The sequence below is a fragment of the Streptomyces sp. NPDC023723 genome (assembly GCF_040639815.1).
GTDB lineage: Bacteria > Actinomycetota > Actinomycetes > Streptomycetales > Streptomycetaceae > Streptomyces.
In genome coordinates this window covers 135,634-153,764 of the sequence record NZ_JBFAAP010000007.1, presented here as the reverse complement: position 1 = coordinate 153,764, position 18,131 = coordinate 135,634, and the positions used below count along the sequence as shown (strand labels likewise).

At 73.5% G+C, this 18,131-nt stretch carries 11 protein-coding genes; 4 read left to right on the top strand and 7 right to left on the bottom strand.

Annotation, left to right across the window (positions count from 1 at the left end; translation table 11 throughout):
• Nucleotides 1-107: 107 nt before the first annotated feature.
• The 4 genes from AB0G32_RS11240 (at nucleotide 108) to AB0G32_RS11225 (ending at nucleotide 6,893) form a co-directional block, all read left to right on the top strand.
• Complete coding sequence (locus AB0G32_RS11240) at nucleotides 108-806, top strand: spermidine synthase (protein WP_361161438.1); 699 nt, start codon at nucleotides 108-110, stop codon at nucleotides 804-806.
• A 113-nt stretch (nucleotides 807-919) separates the two neighbouring features.
• Nucleotides 920-1,660 (top strand): response regulator transcription factor, encoded by a 741-nt coding sequence (locus AB0G32_RS11235; RefSeq protein ID WP_361161436.1) that lies wholly within the window; start codon nucleotides 920-922, stop codon nucleotides 1,658-1,660.
• Nucleotides 1,657-2,781: an ATP-binding protein gene (locus AB0G32_RS11230; protein WP_361161434.1), complete on the top strand. Its 1,125-nt coding sequence runs from the start codon at nucleotides 1,657-1,659 to the stop codon at nucleotides 2,779-2,781. The genes AB0G32_RS11235 and AB0G32_RS11230 overlap by 4 nt, the downstream gene beginning before the upstream one ends.
• A 281-nt stretch (nucleotides 2,782-3,062) precedes the next feature.
• Nucleotides 3,063-6,893, top strand: coding sequence for a multifunctional oxoglutarate decarboxylase/oxoglutarate dehydrogenase thiamine pyrophosphate-binding subunit/dihydrolipoyllysine-residue succinyltransferase subunit (locus AB0G32_RS11225; protein ID WP_361161432.1), 3,831 nt, complete (start codon nucleotides 3,063-3,065; stop codon nucleotides 6,891-6,893).
• Between the two features lie 99 nt (nucleotides 6,894-6,992).
• Here AB0G32_RS11225 and AB0G32_RS11220 read toward each other — a convergent pair whose 3' ends face one another.
• From AB0G32_RS11220 to AB0G32_RS11190, 7 genes are all read right to left on the bottom strand, one after another.
• Entirely contained in the window at nucleotides 6,993-7,295 is a 303-nt protein-coding gene (locus tag AB0G32_RS11220) for a CU044_2847 family protein (RefSeq protein WP_361161430.1), read from the bottom strand.
• A 37-nt stretch (nucleotides 7,296-7,332) separates the two neighbouring features.
• Nucleotides 7,333-10,374, bottom strand: coding sequence for an FxSxx-COOH system tetratricopeptide repeat protein (fxsT, locus tag AB0G32_RS11215; RefSeq protein WP_361161428.1), 3,042 nt, complete (start codon nucleotides 10,372-10,374; stop codon nucleotides 7,333-7,335).
• Between the two features lie 144 nt (nucleotides 10,375-10,518).
• Nucleotides 10,519-12,123 (bottom strand): HEXXH motif-containing putative peptide modification protein, encoded by a 1,605-nt coding sequence (locus AB0G32_RS11210; RefSeq protein WP_361161600.1) that lies wholly within the window; start codon nucleotides 12,121-12,123, stop codon nucleotides 10,519-10,521.
• Nucleotides 12,123-13,286, bottom strand: coding sequence for an FxsB family cyclophane-forming radical SAM/SPASM peptide maturase (locus tag AB0G32_RS11205; RefSeq protein WP_361161426.1), 1,164 nt, complete (start codon nucleotides 13,284-13,286; stop codon nucleotides 12,123-12,125). The genes AB0G32_RS11210 and AB0G32_RS11205 overlap by 1 nt, the downstream gene beginning before the upstream one ends.
• A 158-nt stretch (nucleotides 13,287-13,444) precedes the next feature.
• Nucleotides 13,445-13,618, bottom strand: coding sequence for an FxSxx-COOH cyclophane-containing RiPP peptide (gene fxsA, locus AB0G32_RS11200; protein ID WP_361161424.1), 174 nt, complete (start codon nucleotides 13,616-13,618; stop codon nucleotides 13,445-13,447).
• A 51-nt stretch (nucleotides 13,619-13,669) separates the two neighbouring features.
• Nucleotides 13,670-17,059 carry an SAV_2336 N-terminal domain-related protein gene (locus AB0G32_RS11195; protein WP_361161422.1) on the bottom strand — a complete coding sequence of 1,130 codons (3,390 nt, stop codon included), beginning with the start codon at nucleotides 17,057-17,059 and terminating at the stop codon, nucleotides 13,670-13,672.
• Nucleotides 17,060-17,066: 7 nt separating this feature from the next.
• On the bottom strand, nucleotides 17,067-18,092 hold the full coding sequence (locus AB0G32_RS11190; protein ID WP_361161420.1) for a MoxR family ATPase: 1,026 nt from the start codon (nucleotides 18,090-18,092) through the stop codon (nucleotides 17,067-17,069).
• Nucleotides 18,093-18,131 lie beyond the last annotated feature (39 nt).

Genomic DNA, 18,131 nt, shown 5'->3' with positions numbered 1-18,131 from the left:
TGCACTCAAGTACATCGACTCAATGCCCAGCAGGCGCCGGATGTTCCCAGCCCGGCGTTCGCTGTGAGCGATCAACGCGCGGCGGCGGCGGATGCCAGGATGACGGGATGCGGGTCCACGAAATTCCCGAACCCCCGGTGGTCCTGGACCGCCGCGAGGGGCCGTACGGCGAGGTCGTACTGCGCAGGCACGGCGAACTGCTCCAGATCATCGCCAACGGCTGCTTCCTGATGGACACCTCCGACGGCCGCTCGGAGCGGCTGTTGGTCGACGCGGCACTGGCCGCGCTGCCCGCCGGCCGCGCGGACCCGCGCCTGCTGATCGGCGGCCTGGGCGTCGGCTTCTCGCTCGCGCACGCCGCCGCCGACCCCCGCTGGGGGCGGATCACCGTGGTCGAACGCGAACCGGCCGTCATCGACTGGCACCGGGACGGCCCGCTGTCCGCGCTGACCCGCGAGGCGCTGGCCGACCCCCGCACGAAGATCGTCGAAGCGGACCTGGTCGGGTACGTCAATGAGACATCCGACACACGCCCCGGCGGCTACGACGCCCTGTGCCTCGACATCGACAACGGCCCCGACTGGACCGTCACCGAGGGCAACGAGGGGCTCTACGGACCGTCCGGACTGGCGGGCTGCGCAAGGATGTTGGGGCCCGGCGGCGTACTCGCCGTGTGGTCCGCGCAGCCCTCCCCCCATTTCGAAGAAACCTTGCGTAATGCCGGTTTCCAGCAGGTGCGTACCGAAGAGATCCGCGTTGCCCGGGGCGTTCCGGACGTCGTGCACATCTGCGTCGGACCTGGATAGCAAAGGCCCGGTGACTCCCCGTACGCTGCTGCTCTGACGCGGTTCATTCAAGCGTCGAGCGCAGTCATGGGATCACCCCACGGATTCCGTAGAGCACACCTCAGGGGCGGGCGATGGAGCAGACACACACCTCCCACAACGGCACGGCGACCGCTACGCAGGGCGCGCAGCGCCGGGTGCTGGTGGTGGAGGACGACCAGACGATCGTGGACGCCATCGCGACCCGCCTGCGCGCGGAGGGTTTCCTGGTGCAGACGGCGGGCGACGGTCCGGCCGCCGTCGACACCGCCGAGGCCTGGCAGCCCGACCTGCTGATCCTCGACATCATGCTGCCCGGCTTCGACGGCCTGGAGGTCTGCCGCCGGGTGCAGGCCGCCCGGCCGGTGCCGGTGCTGATGCTCACCGCGCGCGACGACGAGACGGACATGCTGGTCGGGCTCGGCGTCGGCGCCGACGACTACATGACCAAGCCGTTCTCGATGCGCGAGCTGGCCGCGCGGGTGCACGTGCTGCTGCGCCGGGTGGAGCGGGCCGTGGTCGCCGCCTCCACGCCCCGCAGCGGCATCCTGCGGCTGGGCGAACTGGAGATCGACCACGCGCAGCGCCGGGTGCGGGTGCGCAGCGAGGACGTGCACCTCACGCCGACCGAGTTCGACCTGCTGGTGTGCCTGGCGAACACGCCGCGCGCGGTGCTCTCCCGGGAGCAGTTGCTGGCCGAGGTGTGGGACTGGGCGGACGCCTCCGGCACCCGGACCGTCGACAGCCACATCAAGGCGCTGCGCCGCAAGATCGGCGCCGAGCGGATCCGCACCGTGCACGGGGTGGGCTACGCGCTGGAGACCCCGACGCCATGAGTGCGGGGCGGCAGGCCGCGCGGCGCAGCAGCGGTCCCCGGTCCGCCGGGCAGCCGTGGGGCGGCGTCCGCCCGTTCTCGATCAAGACCAAGCTCGGCGCGCTGGTCGTCACCTCGGTGCTGATCACCACGGGACTGTCGGTGATCGCCGTGCACACCAAGACGGAGCTGCGCTTCATCACGGTGTTCTCGATGATCGCCACGCTGCTGATCACCCAGTTCGTGGCGCACTCGCTGACCGCGCCGCTGGACGAGATGAACGCGGTGGCCCGGTCCATCTCGCACGGCGACTACACCCGCCGGGTCAGCGAGAACCGCCGCGACGAGCTGGGCGACCTGGCCCAGACGATCAACCACATGGCCGACGACCTGGAGGCCCAGGACCGGCAGCGCAAGGAACTGGTGGCGAACGTCTCGCACGAGCTGCGCACCCCGATCGCGGGGCTGCGCGCCGTGCTGGAGAACATCGTCGACGGGGTCACCGAGGCCGACCCGGAGACCATGCGCACCGCGCTGCGGCAGACCGAGCGGCTCGGCCGGCTGGTGGAGACCCTGCTGGACCTGTCCCGGCTGGACAACGGCGTGGTGCCGCTGCGCACCCGCCGCTTCGAGGTGTGGCCGTATCTGTCCGGGGTGCTGAAGGAGGCCAACATGGTCGCCTCGGCCCGCGCGGGCATCGCCTCCGGCTCCGGCAACCACACCCGCAGCGACGTCCACCTGCGGCTGGACGTGGAGCCGCTGAGCCTGACCGCGCTGGCCGACCCGGAGCGCATCCACCAGGTGGTCGCCAACCTCATCGACAACGCGGTCAAGCACAGCCCGCCGCACGGCCGGGTGACGGTGAAGGCGCGGCCGGGCGAGCTGCCGGACTCGCTGGAGCTGGAGGTGCTCGACGAGGGCCCCGGTATCCCCCGGTCGGAGTGGCACCGGGTGTTCGAGCGGTTCAACCGGGGCGCGGTGACCCGGCCGCACGGTCCCGGCAGCGACGGCGGCACCGGGCTGGGCCTGGCGATCGCGCGCTGGGCGGTGGACCTGCACGGCGGCCGGATCGGAGTGGCCGAATCCGAGCGCGGCTGCCGGATTCTTGTCACCCTTCCGGGCCTGTCTTCGACGCCGAGTTGACGTAGGGTGCTCATCGGAGCCACATGATCCACAGACGTTCGCCCTGACGGACACGTGTGATCAGGCGGAGGCCCGCGCCCACGGGGCGCCCGGGCCCGCTCGCGCCTTCCCTTCTGACGCAGAACCACGCTTGTTTCCCGCCATTTCCAGCGCCGAAACACCTGCCGCGATGTGACTTACACGACGATGGCCCGGCCCGGCCTGACCTTCTCGCTCTTGGAGGCGTAGCCTTTATTCCCGCTGTCCATCACCTTGTGAAGCGGAAGAGGGCGGTTGCCGCCGTGTCGCCACAGTCCCCCAGTAACTCGAGCATCTCGACCGACACCGACCAAGCGGGGAAGAACCCCGCCGCAGCGTTCGGTGCCAATGAGTGGCTCGTAGACGAGATCTATCAGCAGTACCTCCAGGACCCGAATTCGGTCGACCGAGCCTGGTGGGACTTCTTCGCCGACTACAAGCCGGGGGCGGCCGCCGCCCAGGCCGCGTCGGGTACCGCGGCCGCGGGGGCCGCGGAGACCACCGCGCCGGCTCCACAGGCCGCCCAGGCACCCGCCCCGGCGCCGGCTCCGGCCGCCGCCCCGGCGCAGCCGGCCCCGGCACCCGCCGCGCAGCCGGCCGCCGCGCGGCCCGCCCCGGCGCAGGCCGCGCCGGCCGCCCAGCCCGCCGCCGCCAAGGCGGCGCCCGCCAAGGCGGCACCGGCCAAGGCGGCACCGGCGAAGGCGGTGCCCGCCGCGGCGAGCGCCGAGGGTCCCGAGCTGGTCACCCTGCGCGGTCCGTCCGCCGCGGTCGCCAAGAACATGGACGCCTCGCTGGAGATGCCCACGGCCACGTCCGTGCGCGCCGTCCCGGTGAAGCTGCTGTTCGACAACCGCATCGTGATCAACAACCACCTCAAGCGGGCCCGCGGCGGGAAGATCTCCTTCACGCACCTGATCGGGTACGCGATGGTGCAGGCCATCAAGGCCATGCCGTCCATGAACTGGTCGTTCCAGACCAAGGACGGCAAGCCGACCATGGTCAAGCCGGAGCACGTCAACCTCGGTCTCGCCATCGACCTGGTCAAGCCCAACGGCGACCGCCAGCTCGTCGTCGCGGCGATCAAGAAGGCCGAGACGCTGAACTTCTTCGAGTTCTGGCAGGCCTACGAGGACATCGTCCGGCGCGCCCGCGACAACAAGCTGACGATGGCCGACTTCACCGGGGTCACGGTCTCCCTGACCAACCCCGGCGGCCTCGGCACCGTCCACTCGGTGCCCCGCCTGATGCCCGGCCAGTCGGTCATCATGGGCGTCGGCGCGATGGACTACCCGGCGGAGTTCCAGGGCACCAGCCAGGACACCCTGAACAAGCTCGGCATCTCCAAGGTCATGACGCTCACGTCGACCTACGACCACCGCACCATCCAGGGCGCCGCGTCCGGCGAGTTCCTCCGCCAGGTCGCCAACCTGCTGCTCGGCGAGAACGACTTCTACGACGAGATCTTCGAGGCGCTGCGCATCCCCTACGAGCCGGTCCGCTGGCTCAAGGACATCGACGCCAGCCACGACGACGACGTCACCAAGGCCGCCCGGGTCTTCGAGCTGATCCACTCCTACCGGGTGCGCGGCCACGTGATGGCCGACACCGACCCGCTGGAGTACCAGCAGCGCAAGCACCCCGACCTGGACATCACCGAGCACGGGCTCACCCTGTGGGACCTGGAGCGCGAGTTCGCCGTCGGCGGCTTCGCCGGCAAGTCGATGATGAAGCTGCGCGACATCCTCGGCGTGCTGCGCGACTCGTACTGCCGCACCACCGGCATCGAGTTCATGCACATCCAGGACCCCAAGCAGCGCAAGTGGATCCAGGACCGGGTGGAGCGCGGCCACGCCAAGCCCGAGCGCGAGGAGCAGCTGCGCATCCTGCGCCGCCTGAACGCGGCGGAGGCGTTCGAGACCTTCCTCCAGACCAAGTACGTCGGCCAGAAGCGGTTCAGCCTGGAGGGCGGCGAGTCCGTCATCCCGCTCCTGGACGCGGTCCTGGACTCGGCGGCGGAGTCCCGTCTCGACGAGGTCGTCGTCGGCATGGCCCACCGCGGCCGGCTGAACGTGCTGGCCAACATCATCGGCAAGTCGTACGCGCAGATCTTCCGCGAGTTCGAGGGCAACCTCGACCCGAAGTCGATGCACGGCTCCGGTGACGTGAAGTACCACCTGGGCGCCGAGGGCACCTTCACCGGCCTGGACGGCGAGCAGATCAAGGTCAGCCTCTGCGCCAACCCGTCGCACCTGGAGACCGTCGACCCGGTCCTGGAGGGCGTCGCCCGCGCCAAGCAGGACGTCATCAACAAGGGCGGCACGGACTTCACCGTGCTGCCGGTGGCGATCCACGGCGACGCGGCCTTCGCGGGCCAGGGCGTGGTGGCCGAGACCCTGAACATGTCGCAGCTGCGCGGCTACCGCACCGGCGGCACGGTCCACATCGTCATCAACAACCAGGTCGGCTTCACGGCCGCCCCGGAGTCCTCCCGCTCGTCCATGTACGCCACCGACGTGGCGCGGATGATCGAGGCCCCGATCTTCCACGTGAACGGCGACGACCCGGAGGCCGTGGTCCGCGTCGCGCGGCTCGCCTTCGAGTTCCGCCAGGCGTTCAACAAGGACGTGGTGATCGACCTCATCTGCTACCGCCGCCGCGGGCACAACGAGTCGGACAACCCGGCCTTCACCCAGCCGCTGATGTACGACCTGATCGACAAGAAGCGCTCGGTGCGCAAGCTGTACACCGAGTCGCTGATCGGCCGGGGCGACATCACCCTGGAAGAGGCCGAGCAGGCGCTCCAGGACTACCAGGGCCAGCTGGAGAAGGTCTTCACCGAGGTCCGCGAGGCCACCTCGCAGCCCGCCTCGGTGGCGCCCTCCGACCCGCAGGCCGAGTTCCCGGTCACCGTGAACACCGCGGTCACCTCGGAGGTCGTCAAGCGGATCGCCGAGTCCCAGGTCAACATCCCCGACCACGTCACCGTGCACCCGCGGCTGCTGCCGCAGCTGCAGCGCCGGGCGTCGATGGTCGAGGACGGCACCATCGACTGGGGCATGGGCGAGACCCTCGCCATCGGCTCCCTCCTCCTGGAGGGCGTCCCGGTCCGCCTGGCCGGCCAGGACTCGCAGCGCGGCACCTTCGGCCAGCGGCACGCGGTCATCATCGACCGCGCCAAGGGCGACGAGTACACCCCGCTGCAGTACCTCTCCGAGGACCAGGCGCGCCTGAACGTCTACAACTCGCTGCTCTCCGAGTACGCCGCGATGGGCTTCGAGTACGGCTACTCGCTGGCCCGCCCGGACGCGCTGGTGATGTGGGAGGCGCAGTTCGGCGACTTCGTCAACGGCGCGCAGACCATCGTCGACGAGTACATCTCGGCCGCCGAGCAGAAGTGGAACCAGACCTCCGGTGTGGTCCTGCTGCTGCCGCACGGCTACGAGGGCCAGGGCCCGGACCACTCCTCGGCCCGTGTCGAGCGGTTCCTCCAGCTCTGCGCCCAGAACAACATGACGGTCGCCATGCCGACCTCGCCGTCGAACTACTTCCACCTGCTGCGGTGGCAGGTGCACAACCCGCACCACAAGCCGCTGGTGGTCTTCACCCCGAAGTCGATGCTGCGCCTCAAGGCGGCGGCGGCGAAGGCGGAGGAGTTCACCACCGGCCAGTTCCGCCCGGTCATCGGCGACGACTCGGTGGACGCGGCTGCGGTGAAGAAGGTCGTCTTCACGACCGGCAAGGTCTACTACGACCTGGAGGCCGAGCGGAAGAAGCGCGGCACCACGGACACGGCCATCATCCGCATCGAGCGGCTGTACCCGCTGGCGGGTGCCGAGCTCCAGGCGGAGATCGCCAAGTACCCGAACGCCGAGAAGTACCTGTGGGCCCAGGAGGAGCCGGCCAACCAGGGTGCCTGGCCGTTCATCGCGCTCAACCTGATCGACCACCTGGACCTGGCGGTCGGCGCGGACATCCCGGCCGGCGAGCGGCTGCGCCGGATCTCCCGCCCGCACTCCTCGTCCCCGGCGGTGGGTTCCGCGAAGCGGCACCAGGCCGAGCAGGAGCAGCTGGTGCATGAGGTGTTCGACGCGTGAGGCGTTGACCTCTGAGGCATTGACCTCGGCCTGAGGTCCGAGATGGCAGGGCCCGGCCCCGGGTTTCCGGGGCCGGGCCCTGCGGCGTGTGCGCGGCGGTCAGGTGATCTCGAGCCGGGCCTCGGCGCCCCTCCTGACCAGGGTGGCGACCCCGGCGTCGATCTTGATGGCGAGCTGCATCTCAATCTCGTCCGGCCGCGCCGCCGCCTCCAGCTCCCCGAACCGCCGTACCGCCTGGGCGGCGCACCGGCGGGCCAGGTCCAGCCCGTCGGTGCAGACGTCCCGGGCGACCCGGACCACCCGCGCTCCGGCGCCGTCCCGGGTCTCCTCGTCGCCGTGGACGAGGTCGAGCCCGTCCACGGCGGACGGGACGGCCGCCGCGTCCACCTCGGTCCAACTCACGTGTGTTGCGGGAGTGTTGAGAGACCCGGTGGGACCGTCACGTGTGCTGCGGTTCGAAGTCCCAGTACGGCCGGTTGCGGGAGCGCGCCGAGACGGTGTGGGAGTGCTTGCTGCCCAGGGTGGCGTCGAGGTCGGACAGGGCTTCCTGCTCGACCTTCTCGGCCCGCCGCCCGTCCCGCAGTCCCCGCAGGTCGGCCGCGTGGGCGACCCGGGTCGACAGCGTGAGCGGGTGGGTGCGGCCGAGCCACTCGGTGGCCCGCCCCACCGTCTGCCGGCTCAGTTCGGCCGCGCCCTCGACGTCGCCCATGAGGTTGCGCAGCGCGGAGGCGTTCAGCGCGCAGCCCAGGGTCCAGGGGTGGCGCTCCCCCACCGCGTCGGTCATCTCCGCCAGCGCCTGTTCGATCAGGGCGTGGCTGTGGTCCCGTTCGCCCACGTTGCGCAGGATCAGCGCCTGGTTGGCGCGGGCGCCGGCGATGAACGGGTGCCCCTCTGCGTGCATCACCTCGTAGCGGGCGACGACGGCCTCGCTCAGTTCACGGGCCTGGTCGATGTCGCCGTGCTCACGGGCCCAGCAGCTCTGGCCGGTGGCGAAGAGCAGCGTCAGCGGGTGGGTCTCGCCGAGCACCCGCTCGCCGCGCTCCAGAACGCTGGCGAGCAGTTCCCCGGGCTCCTGGGGGCCGTCGCCCCGGTCTCGCCTGCGGTCGCGCTCCCCCATGCGGTAGCGGGACATGGCGAGGTTGTACTCGGCCCGCAGGGTCTGCTGGTTGTCCCGGCCCAGCGCGATGCGGCACTGCTCGACGTTGGCCCGCTGTACCGACTCCGCCTCGGCGTACCGGCCCAGCAGCCGCAGGTCGTTGGCGTACTGGATCTCCGAGTTGAGCGTGAACGGATGCCGCGCGCGCAGGAACTGGCGGCGCGCCTCCATGGTTTCCTTGTCGACGTCCAGGGCCTCCCGGTACCAGCCGAGCAGCCGCAGCGACACCGCCAGGTTGTTCTGCGCGTTGAGGGTGCGCGAGTCCTGTTCGCCGAGCAGTTCGCGGTAGGCGGCCAGCACCCACTGGGACATCTCCAGCGCCTCGTCGTAGCGGCCGAGGCCGCGCAGGTCGGCGGCGAGGCCGGAGGCGGCGCGCAGATGCTCCAGGTCCTGCTCGCCGCGCTCCTCGCGCAGGTGGTCGACGGCGGACCGGCTGAGCGACTCGCTGCGCGCGTAGTCGCCGCTGCCGCGCAGCAGGTTGGTGTAGTGGTACGTGAGTTCCCAGATCCGCGGATGCGCCTCCCCCAGCAGCGTCCGCCACGCCGTCATGGCGCGCTCGGCGAGCTTGACGCCGGAGCGGTACTCGCCGGAGAAGTACATGTAGCGCAGGCAGTTGAAGACCAGGCGCTGCACCTGCGGGTCGCGGCTCTTGAGGACGTCGGCGTGCTTGAGGTGCGGGGCGATCTCGGCGTAGCCGGGCCACAGGTCGGGGTCGGTGGGGCGGCGCGGGTCGGCGGCGGCCAGGGCCCGGCGGACGACGTCGACGAACTCCTTGCGGTCGGCCTCCGGCATGTCGTTGTTCACGATCTGGTGCACCATGCGGTGCAGGTACAGCGACTCGCCCGAGGACGCCGTCTCGTCGCCGGACATCTCGTGCGACTCCAGGCGGACCACGGAGTACGTACGCAGCTGGTTGATGGCCCGGTTCCACAGCAGCGGGTCGTTGAAGAGCCGCACGAGCTGTTCCGGCAGTTCGTCGGCCGGGGTCTCGCGCAGCATCCGGACCGGGATGAAGCCGGGGGCGAAGAACGTGCACAGCCGCAGCAGGTCGACCGACTCCGGGACGGTGTCGCGGAGCTTGTTCAGCAGTATCGACCAGGCGGTCTGGAAGGCGAGCGGGAAGTCGGCGGAGACCCGCACGACGTGGCTGTCCACGCCGTCCTCCAGCATGCCGATGTAGCGCTCCACCGACATGTCCGAGTCGTTGAGCCAGCCGGCCGTCTGGTCGAGCAGCAGCGGCAGGTCCTCCAGCGCCTCGGCCAGCTTGTGCGCCTCCGGCTCGGTCAGCCGGGGCGCGCGGCGCCGGATGAAGGCGACCGACTCGTCCCGGGCGTAGACCTTGACCTCCAGCAGCTGGCTGTTGTGCTCGCTCCACTCCGGGTTGCGGGAGGTGATGATGACGTGGCCCGGCCCGCTGGGCACCATGTCCCAGATCTGGTCCGGCTCGTCCGCGCCGTCCAGGATCAGCAGCCAGCGCGAGTACGGATCACCGCGGCGCAGCGAGTCGCGCACCGCGCGCAGCCGCTCGCCGTACTCCTGGCCGGTCTGGAGGCCGAGCTTCGGGGCCAGTTCCGCCAGTTGCCGGCGGTAGGTGACGCGGCCCTCCGCGTTGACCCACCACACCACGTCGTACTCGGAGCCGAACCGGTGCGCGTACTCGGCCGCCAGCTGGGTCTTGCCGACGCCGGACATGCCGTAGAACGTGACGACACCGGCGCCGGGTTCGGCGTTCTGGAGCAGGTTGTACGCGTCGTTGAAGAGCGGCTCGCGGCCGGTGAAGCGGGTGTTGCGGCGCGGTACGGAGCCCCACACGTCCGGCATCGAGGCGGGGAAGCGCGGGCCGCGGCGGCTCAGGGCGGCCGGCTCCGGCAGCGGCTCGGACGGCAGGTCGAGCCGGTCGAGCAGGCGCCGCTCGGCCTCCTCGGCGCCCATGTTGGTCAGCGCCACCGGGCCGAGCACCGCGGCGGCCGACGGGATGGGCGCCGTGGTGACGGAGACGGCGGCGAACCGGGACGGGTCGGGGCCGACCACCTCGCGCAGCGCCTCGTTCCACTCCTCGTGGGAGCGCGGGCCGAGCTGGAAGTACCAGTCACTGACCACGATGAGGATGCGGCCCTCGGCGAGTTTCAGGTCGCGCAGCAGGTCCACCAGCGGAACGTCGGCCGGTGACTCCCAGCGCAGGTACACCACCCGCTGCCCGCGCCGCTCCAGCCGGTCTCCGATCCAGGCCGCCCAGGCCCGGTTGAAGCCGGCGAAGTGGATGGTGACGGTCTGTTTCGCGGCCCCCCTCTCGGTCGGCCCGACCGGCTTACGAGCTCCAGACATGCAGCGGCCTCCAGCGCGCGTGATACCACGGAATCCTAGGACCTCGGCGCGTCGTACGTAAGGTCGTACGTGAGTCCGCCGGACGACGGAGACACACCTCGGCCAGACGATCTTTCCGCACCCGGGCGGCGCGCGCAGGCATCCTCACTCATTCGGCCCCGGGAGTGCGGAAGCGTGCCGCTGAATCCACAGGGCGCGCGCCGACCTCATGTACGCCCGCGCACGGGCCGTGTGGTCCCGGGGCGCCGGATGGTCGGCCATCCGCTGGTAGCCGGCGGCCATCTCGTCGACGAACCGGCGGCCGGGCCCGGTGAGGTCCGGCGAGCCGACCAGCGCGGGCAGCGCGGCGCCGACCTGGGCGCGGTAGCGGGCGTGCTGGGACCAGGCCCAGTCGCGTTCCGGCGGGCGGGTGAGCAGGGCCCGGCGCTGGTAGTACGCGGCCATCGCCAGGTGCGAGTAGGTGCCCTGGAGCAGGCCGTCGTAGGGGCGCGGGTCGGGTCGCCAGGGGGCGAAGTAGCGGGCCTCGGGGCCGGCCCGGTGCAGGGTCACCAGGTCGGTGAGGGCGGCGAGTTTGGCGTGCTGGAGTTCGTGCACCAGGGTCGCGGCGAAGGTCACCGGGTCGGGCGGCGTACTGCTGAGCAGCGCGCCGAACGCCTCGCGGCGGGTGGCGCTGCAACTGCCCCGGCCGGTGCCGATGTCGGGCGGCATCTCCAGCGGGACCAGGCAGCGCAGCAGGGCCGTGGTCTCGGTGAGCCGGTGGGCGCCGCCGGACCGCAGGGCGACGGCGGTGCCGTTCCACACCTGGAGCCAGCGTTTGCGTTCCGCGTCGTCCAGGGTGGCGGCGCCGCTGAGGCTGCCCCGGTGGGTGCTGTAGGGGGCCTCGCGGTACGGGTCGAGGTCGTCGAGGGGCATGGGCGGCGCGCTGGGGAGCAGTCCGGGGAGCACGTGCGCCGGCGTCCACGCGGGCGCGCCGGACCAGGCGCCGCTGCCGTTCTCCAGGTGGACCCGGACGTCGGGCACGTCCGGCTGCCGGATGGTCAGCACGCCGTCCCGGTGTCGGACGTCGACCGGTACGTCGCCGGCGGCCGCCGTGTGCAGGGCGCCGAGGGACGGGAGGGTGAGGACGCCGGCCCGGGCGGTCAGCCGGGTGGCGAACGCGATGCCCGCCTGGGCGGCGGCGACCGCGGCGACCGCGCTGAAGTGGGCGAGGTCGCGGCGCAGGGTCCGGCCCTCGTCCGGTGTGCCGGGCCGCCCACCGCCGTCCAGGCCGCGCAGGCAGGAGCGGGCCCAGGGGCCGGTGAGAGGGTGGAGGAGGCGGGCTCGGGCGGGGGTGGCAGGGGGAGTGGCGAGAGGGGGAGTGGCAAAAGGGGGAGTGGCGAGAGGGGGAGTGGCAAGAGGGGTGGACGCGGACACGAGGGTGACGCGACCCACCGCGGTGCCCGCGTCCACCGCCGACGTCGCGTCCACTGCCGCCGGCGACGCCACCCTCGCACCCGCGTCCGCCCCGGCAACCGCGTTCACCCCCGCCCCCGCGTCCGCCTCCGCCAACATCGCCCAGTCCTCCCGCAACCGGGCCTTCCGTCCCGCGTCGCACACCGCCCGGTCGGCCCCCTGGGCCGCGTCCAGCACGGCGCGCAGCATCAGCAGCCGCCGGAGGTCCTGGTCGCGTACGAGGAGGCCGAGGGCGTCGGGGCCGCCCTCGGTGCGGGCGAGTTCGGCCAGGATCTGGTCCGGGACCGTCGGGAACATCACGGAGCGCTCCCTTCGCGCAACGGGGACGGGGCGGGCGCCGCGCCGCCGGCCAGCCGCAGCCGCTCGGCCACGTGCCGGATGAAGCGCTCCAGGTCGGCGCAGTACACGGACGGGTTCCGGAAGCCGTGTCCGGCCCGGTAGCGGTGGGCGTAGTGGCCGCCGCCGCAGACCCGCAGCAGCGGACAGGCCCGGCACTGCCCGGCGAGGGCCGCCGCGCCCGCCTGCCGGGCGGCCACACCGGGGTGCCGCAGGGCCTCGTCGAAGGTGTGCCGGAACACGTCGAGGCCGGTCTCCGCGGCGCCCGGGTAGGCCGACTTGAGGGAGTCGACCTGCTCGATCGACCCGTCGGTCTCCACCACCACCGCGTCGAACGGCGCGAGCCCCAGCGCCTCGCCGGCCGCCGGCAGGCCCAGCAGCAGCGCCACGCACTCCTCGAAGAGCCGCACCCGCACCTCCCGCCGCCCGGCCGCCCACCAGCGGTCGAAGACGGCGCACAGCCAGTCGCCGTAGCGGACGCCGGTGCGTCCCGGCGGCGGGGCGGACCAGTTCCCGTGCGGCAGCAGCAGGTCGAGCGCGGGCGGCCGCAGGGCGAGCAGCGACTCGTACGTCTCGACCGGGTCGAGGGCCGGGTCGACGACGGTCAGGACGCCCGCGTACGACGCCGGGAACCGGTCGGCGACCAGCCGGGCGCCGCGGGCCGCCGCCGGCCAGGACGGGCGCCCCGCGTGGTCGACGCGCCGCCGGTTGTGCGCGGCGGTGCCGCCGTCGAGGCTGATGCCGACCCGGATGCCGGCGCCGGCCAGCACGCCGAGCCGGGCCGCGGTCAGCAGCGTGCCGTTGGTCTGCACGACGGCGTGCACGGCGCATCCGGCGGGCACGCGCGCCCGCACCCGATCGGTGAAGCGGGCGAGCGGGCCGGCGCCGGACAGCAGCGGTTCGCCGCCGTGCAGCACCAGGGCGAGGTCGCCGAGGGCGTGCGCGCGGGCGTGTTCGGCGATGCGCGCGGCGGTGCGGTCCAGGACGTCGGCGGAGGCGGCGGCGGGGCGGGTGCGCCAGCCGTGGTCGGGGCCTTCGTACAGGTAGCAGTACGTGCAGGCGAGGTTGCAGCGGCCGTGCGTCTTGATGATGAACTGGCGGAAGGGGACGGGCTGTTCGGTCACTGTGCGCCCACCCCCAGGCCGTACGCCCCCGCGCCGTCACGGCCGTTGCCGTATGAAGCCAAATGCCCGGCGCGGCACCCGCCCGAAACCCGGGCCGCTCGAAGTTGGCCTGATCGGAACGAGTCGTCCCGAATCAGAACGGAACGAGTCGTCCCGGATCAGAACGAGTTGTCGAACCCCCACATCATGTCGCTGGGCTCCGCGGCCCGGGCCCGCAGTTCCCGGAGTACCTCCCGCAGCACCGGATGGTCGACCGTGCCCAGCTCCGCCAGATCCAGTGTCAGCAGGTCGGGCAGCGGCTCGCCGCCGCCGGACTCGTACCCTGCGCCCATGTCCCCGTTCCTCTCCCTCGATGCGCCCCGGCCCGTGCGCCGGCCGGCGCGTCACTCCAGTTCGGCCAGCCGCTGCGCGGTCTGCCGGGCCGTCGGTTCGCCCGTGCCCAGCCGGTCCTGCGGCAGCCGGGCCCAGCGCGCGCGGGCCGCCCGGTAGGCGTCCCGCGCGGCGCGCGGCCGTGCGGCCGCCTCGAAGGACATACCCCGCCAGTGGTGTGCCTGCGCGGCCAGTTCCACGGCCTCCTGCCGGCGGCGTTCCGTTTCGGCCGCCTCCTCCGCGCGGGCGGCGGACTCGGCGGCGGCCCGGAAGACGTCGGCCGCCACGTCCAGCCGGGCCGCCCGGCCCAGGTTCTGGTACGCCTCGAACTGGGCCTGCCCCAGCTCCAGCCGGCAGCGCGCCGCCAGCAGCGGATCGGCCGCGTCCGCCGCCGCGAGCCCGAGCAGGTGCTCGGCCTCCCGCAGGTCCACCCGGTCGCCGCGCACCTGGTAGCGGCGCATCAGCGCCCGGCCGAGGAGCAGCAGCCGGTGGGCCGCCCGCGCGCTGCCCGCCGGGGTCTCCATCCGGCAGTCCCGCAGTACCCGGATCGCCCGGGACAGTTGTTCCCGGGACCGCGGGCCGCTCTCCAGGGCCGCCAGCCGCAGCAGTACCTCGCCCCACTCGGCGAGCACGTCGGCGTGCGCCGGCGCGTCCCGCGGCATCCACTGCGCGGCCTGCGCGAACCAGTCCGCCGCGTGGTGCAGTTCGGCCGGCTCCCCCGAGTCGGCGTACCGGGCCCCGGCGATCCGCCCGGCCCGTACCAGCAGCGCGGCCCGCTGCGCCTGCTCCCGTACCAGGCCGAGCGCCTCGTCGACGCGGGCGCGGGCCGCGTCCAGCGAGCCGCCCGACCCCAGCAGCGCGTCCACCAGGTCGGTCAGGGTCCGCACCCGGGCCCGCACCGGCTCTGCGGCGTCGGCGGGCGGGCCGCTCTCCAGTGCCTGGCCCAGCGAGCGCGCCGCCTGCTCCGCGTAGAGCCGGCGCTGCGCCGGGTCGGGCGTCACCTCCGACAGCCGCAGCAGCACCCGGCCGTGGGCGAGCGGCAGTTCGGCCGGGCGGTCGCGCCGGTCGGGCCAGGCGTCGGCGAACGCCTCCAGCATGCCGACCGCGCCCTGGAGCAGGGCGCTGTCCTTGCCGAGCAGGTACTGGCTCTCCAGGGCGCCGACCCGTTCCAGGGTGAGCCGCAGCGCCTCCCGCTCGTCCAGGCCGGGGGCGGCGCAGGCCACGGCGTACTCGCGGTCGGCGCGGCGCAGCAGTTCCTGGGCGCCGGTCCGGTCGCCGCGCCGCCGGGCGTCGGTGGCGGCGGCGTGCAGCACCCGCGCGAGGACGGCGCGTTCGCGCAGGGCGTGCGGGTGCGCGGCGGCGCGTTCGGCGGCCTGTTCGGCCTCGCCCAGCAGCGCGTCGCCGCCCTGCACCTCCCACAGCCGGAGCGTGCAGCGCGCGTACTCCGCCCACAGCGCGGGGTCGGCGCCGGCCGGGCCGTCGTGCTCGGTGGCGCCGCGCAGCAGCTGCACCGCGTCGATGAGGTCCTGCACCATGCCCTCGTCGTCGAACCGGACCAGCAGGTCGCGGGCCCGGGTGACGGCCTGGTGCGGGGGCCGGGCGGCGGGCGGCGCGGTGCCGCCGGGGCCGGCCGGCCGGCCCTCGTACCGGGCGAACTGCTCGGGCAGCGGCATGAACCGCTCCAGCACCCGGGCGGCGATCTCCGCGAAGGGCTGCGGGACCCGGTCGTCCTCGCCGTGGTCGCCGTTGTCGCCGTTCTCGGCGGGCCCGCCGGCGTAGCGCACGCCGCGGCCCTGGGTACCGCCCGCGCCCCCGCCGCCACCGCCCCCGCTGCCGCCGCCGTCGCCGAGCTGGGCCAGGGCGAGGGCCGGGAAGTTGGGTCCGCCCTTGCCGAAGCGCTGCTCGATGTACTCCGAGCAGTGCTTGAGGACGAGCATGGCCTCGTCGCGGCCGAGCCGGGACAGCAGGGCCTCGCGGACGTCCGGTTCGATCTCGTACCACTGGGTGCCGTCCGGGCCGTACTCCGCGCCGGCCCGGGTGACCAGGCCGCTGACCAGTACCTCGGCCAGTTCGGAGGGGCCGGAGTCGGGCAGCATGGTGCGCTGCACGAGCTGCATCACCGGCAGGCACAGCGGGGCCGCCGCGAGGTACACGGCGAGCCGCCCGGCGGCCGGGGAGGCGACCGAACTGAACCGGCTGACCCGCTGGTACGGCGTCCGCTGCCGGTCGGCGCGCGGCGCCGGGGCGGCCGGCTGGCCGGCCCGTACCCAGCCCACGGCGCCCGGCACCGGGCCCGCGCCGGCCCCGGACAGCAGCCGGGCCCAGGCGCCGAGGGCGACCGGCTCGGGCGGCAGCACCGGCACCGGCAGCGCGCCCTTGCGGGCCGCGGCGGGCCGGCCGCCGGGGACGCGCACCCGCAGGGCGGCGGCGCCGCTCAGGGTGTCGCCGCGCGACAGTTCGCCGAAGGTGACGGGCAGCCGGGTGCGGTTCCACATGCGCTGCGGCAGCGGCTGGAGGACGGCCACCGGGCCCTGCCGGGAGAGCTGGTGGAGCAGCCGGTGGGCGTGCCCGCTGTGCCACAGCGGGCCGGCGCAGTCGCTGACGAACAGCACGATCCGGCGGCCGGTCGGGTCGCTGAGCCGGTCCGCGGAGTGCAGCGGCGCGGTGTGCGCGTCGGGGCCGCGGCTGACCGCCGCGCCGCCGTCCGGGCCCTGGTGCAGATAGCTGACCTCGATGTCCGAGAAGGCGCCCAACTGGCCGAATATCTTCTCCAGTTCGTCGAACAGCCGGTCCCACACCCGCATCGAGGAGGAGGCGTCGAGGACCAGGTGCAGCCGGGCGTCGCGCCGGGTCACCGAGCGGTGCACGGGCAGGATCAGCCCGCCCGCCTGGGCGCTGCGCTCGGCCGTGGCGACCTCGTCCAGCTCGGTGCGCCGGGGCGGGGCGGGGCTGCGGTACGCCTGCAACGGACGTAAGGCGCGCTGGAGTTCGAGCGGGGAGGGCAGTACGGGGGCGGCGGGCACCCCCACCGGCAGCGCGCGGGCCCGGCCGGCGCCGCCCGGTGCCCCGGCGCGCGGCACCGGGTACAGGGCCACCCGCCGGTCGGCCGGGTCGGCGTACGGCGGTTCCTCGGGCGCGGCGGTGCGGGCCGGGTCGTCCGGTCGCGCGTCCGCGGGCCGGGTCCGCGCCGGGAGCTGCGGGGGCGTCGGCCGGCCGGCCCGCGGGTCCGGCACGTCCCCGGGGTCGGCCCGGCGGGCCCAGCCGGCCAGCCACAGGGCGTCGCAGAGCTGCTCGGCGTCGGGGTCGAGGCCGGCCTCCCGCAGCGTGCGGACGAGTTCGGCGAAGGGGTCGGCGCCGGGCGGGCCGGGGCGTCCGGGACCGTGACGGGCCGCTGCGTCGGGCATCAGCGCGTCACCTCGGGCGGTCGAGCCGCTGGACGAGCAGGTCGGCGAGGCGGTCCCGGCTCGGCGCGGCCGCGGCGTCGGTGAGGTAGATGGCGTTCAGCAACTGGTCGGCCGCCAGCAGTTCGCTGCGGGACCGCTCCAGGAACCGGGTGATCAGGTCGTCGCCGGCGCGCGCCGCCTCGTCGCCCAGGTGGGCCCGGACGAAGGTGGCCAGCCGTTTGTGGTCGGGGCGGCCCAGCTCCAGGTGGATGCAGCGGCGCATCAGGGGCGGCGGGAAGTCGCGCTCGCCGTTGCTGGTGAGCACGACGAACGGGAAGGCGCGGCAGCGCACCCGGCCGTCACGCACCCGGACCTTCACCCCGTCCGCGGTGAGCACCTCGGCCTCCCCGTCGGGCAGCCGGTCGGCGATCCGCTCCAGCTCGGGGATGGCGAACTCGCCCTCCTCCAGGACGTTCAGCAAGTCGTTGGGCAGGTCGATGTCGCTCTTGTCCAGCTCGTCGATGAGCAGGACGCGCGGGGTGTCGGAGGGCAGCAGCGCGGTACCGAGCGGCCCGAGCCGGATGTAGCTGCCGATGCCCTCCACCGCCCCCGGCGACCCGGCCGCCGAACCGAACCCCCCCTGGGCGGCGATCTGCACGTCCTGGAGCCGGGCGATGGCGTCGTAGTGGTACAGCCCGTCCTGGAGCCCGGACCGGCTCACGATGGACCAGCGCAGCACGTTGCCCAGCCCGAGTTCGTACGCCACCGAGTGGGCCAGCGTGCTCTTGCCCGCGCCGGGACTGCCGGTGACCAGCAGCGGGCGGCGCAGATACAGCGCCGCGTTGATCATCTCCAGCTCCTCGGCGCCCGGCCGGTGCAGCTCGGCCATGTGCCGGTGGGCGCCGAGCCGGCGGTCCTCGGAGCCGTCGCCCGCGCCCGTCACCTCGTCCCGGCCGGCGAAGTCGCGCCAGGGCGGCGGAGCGGGCAGCCGATCGATGCCGCCGTGGGGCTCCCCGGCGCCTCGGTAGATGAGCCACTCACTGGATTCGGTCATGATCCGGTCCTCGTCGTCACTCGTCCACAGGGGCGGGCG